We start from the raw sequence: 1363 nt of genomic DNA, 5'->3' as shown, positions 1-1363 counted from the left end.
TGATATTGTCAATATTGGTTGACACATTTATCTCAAAGATATCACTGACTATGCAGCCAGGTCCAAAGATTGATAGTATCTCTGGCGCTTGATGATCGGAGGAAGCCCACCGTTAGCAGAGCAGATCCTCCTGTTATTCCAGTAACTGATGAAATATCTCCAAATGAGAACCTTCAGTTCCTCTGTGGTCATAGTTTCCGTATTGTAGCGGTCATAGAGAAGCTCGCTTTTCATTCTGGCCCACATGCTTTCACATCGGGCATTATCATGGCACCTGCCACCAGCACTGTTCATGCTTTGAATAATACCGTATTTTGCCAGAGCCTTACGATAGGTTTCACTGGTATATTGTGTTCCTCTGTCAGAGTGTAAAATGGCGCCTCGCAGATTAGGATATGCAAGATAGGCATTATCCAGGGTATGCTCACACAAAGTTGCTTTCATGTTGGTTTCCATCGCCAGACCAAGGACACTGGAATCAAAGCAGTCAAAGATAGCTGAAACATACAGTTTTCCATCTTTAGCCTTGATCTCTGTGATGTCAGTTACACATTTTTCAAGTGGCTTATTGGATTTGAAATCTCGCTTCAGAAGATCATCCGATTTACGCGCTTCCCGATCAGCTCTGGTAATACCATTTGACTTACGCTTTGGCCGATGGCTAAGGCCTATTTCATCCATAACCCTGTAGACAGTTCGCTCACTGGGGATTTTGAGTCCTTCCAGATTCTTAAGGAGAAGTGCCTGATACATGCGAATACGCCCATAGGTATCATTGCATTCATCCTCAGAATTAATCGCTCTCATAGCATCAGCGAGATCCTGATATTTCCAGGGACGATCTTTAATAGCAAGATATTTGTAAAAACCCTGGCGGCTGACACCGAGCATCCGGCAGTAGAATGAGAGTTTCCCCTTAATCACGCCGTCTTCCGTTTTTATGGCAATGAACTTCATTCTTTGGTTCTTGCTGACTTCCGACGGCTGGCTGCGAAAAAAGCACTTGCTTCCTCGAGAAATTCATTTTCCTCTTTCAGACGCCGGATTTCTTTATCTTGATCCTTAACGCGTTTGCGGAGCATCGCAAGCTCCTCAGCAAGACTCATCGCACTTTCTGGAGTATGTGCACCATCGCCAATATCCAATGTGCCTGCTCTAACTGCTTTCAGCCATGTATGGATAGTTCCCTCCGGGATACCTAATTCTTTAGCAGCTTTAGCACCACCTATTTCTTTTGCTAACTTAACTGCCTGTACTTTGTATTCATGGTCATATTTACGTGCCATTTTGAGTACCTCCTTATTCTCTTGATTCTATCATGAAATCCTTGAGAATAAGATGTCAACTTTTTTATACCACACCA

At 43.6% G+C, this 1363-nt stretch carries 2 protein-coding genes; both read right to left on the bottom strand.

Annotated features, from left to right (window positions below; translation table 11 throughout):
• Positions 1-48 precede the first annotated feature (48 nt).
• Positions 49-957 carry an IS3 family transposase gene (locus ACTQWB_RS18650; RefSeq protein ID WP_441502916.1) on the bottom strand — a complete coding sequence of 303 codons (909 nt, stop codon included), beginning with the start codon at positions 955-957 and terminating at the stop codon, positions 49-51.
• On the bottom strand, positions 954-1286 hold the full coding sequence (locus ACTQWB_RS18645; protein WP_073113382.1) for a transposase: 333 nt from the start codon (positions 1284-1286) through the stop codon (positions 954-956). The genes ACTQWB_RS18650 and ACTQWB_RS18645 overlap by 4 nt, the downstream gene beginning before the upstream one ends.
• Between the last annotated feature and the right edge of the window lie 77 nt (positions 1287-1363).

It is taken from the genome of Blautia sp. HCP3S3_H10_2 (assembly GCF_052122375.1).
GTDB lineage: Bacteria > Bacillota > Clostridia > Lachnospirales > Lachnospiraceae > Blautia_A.
The sequence above is the reverse complement of the archived record's forward strand: the minus strand, read 5'-3'. Positions and strand labels throughout refer to the sequence as shown.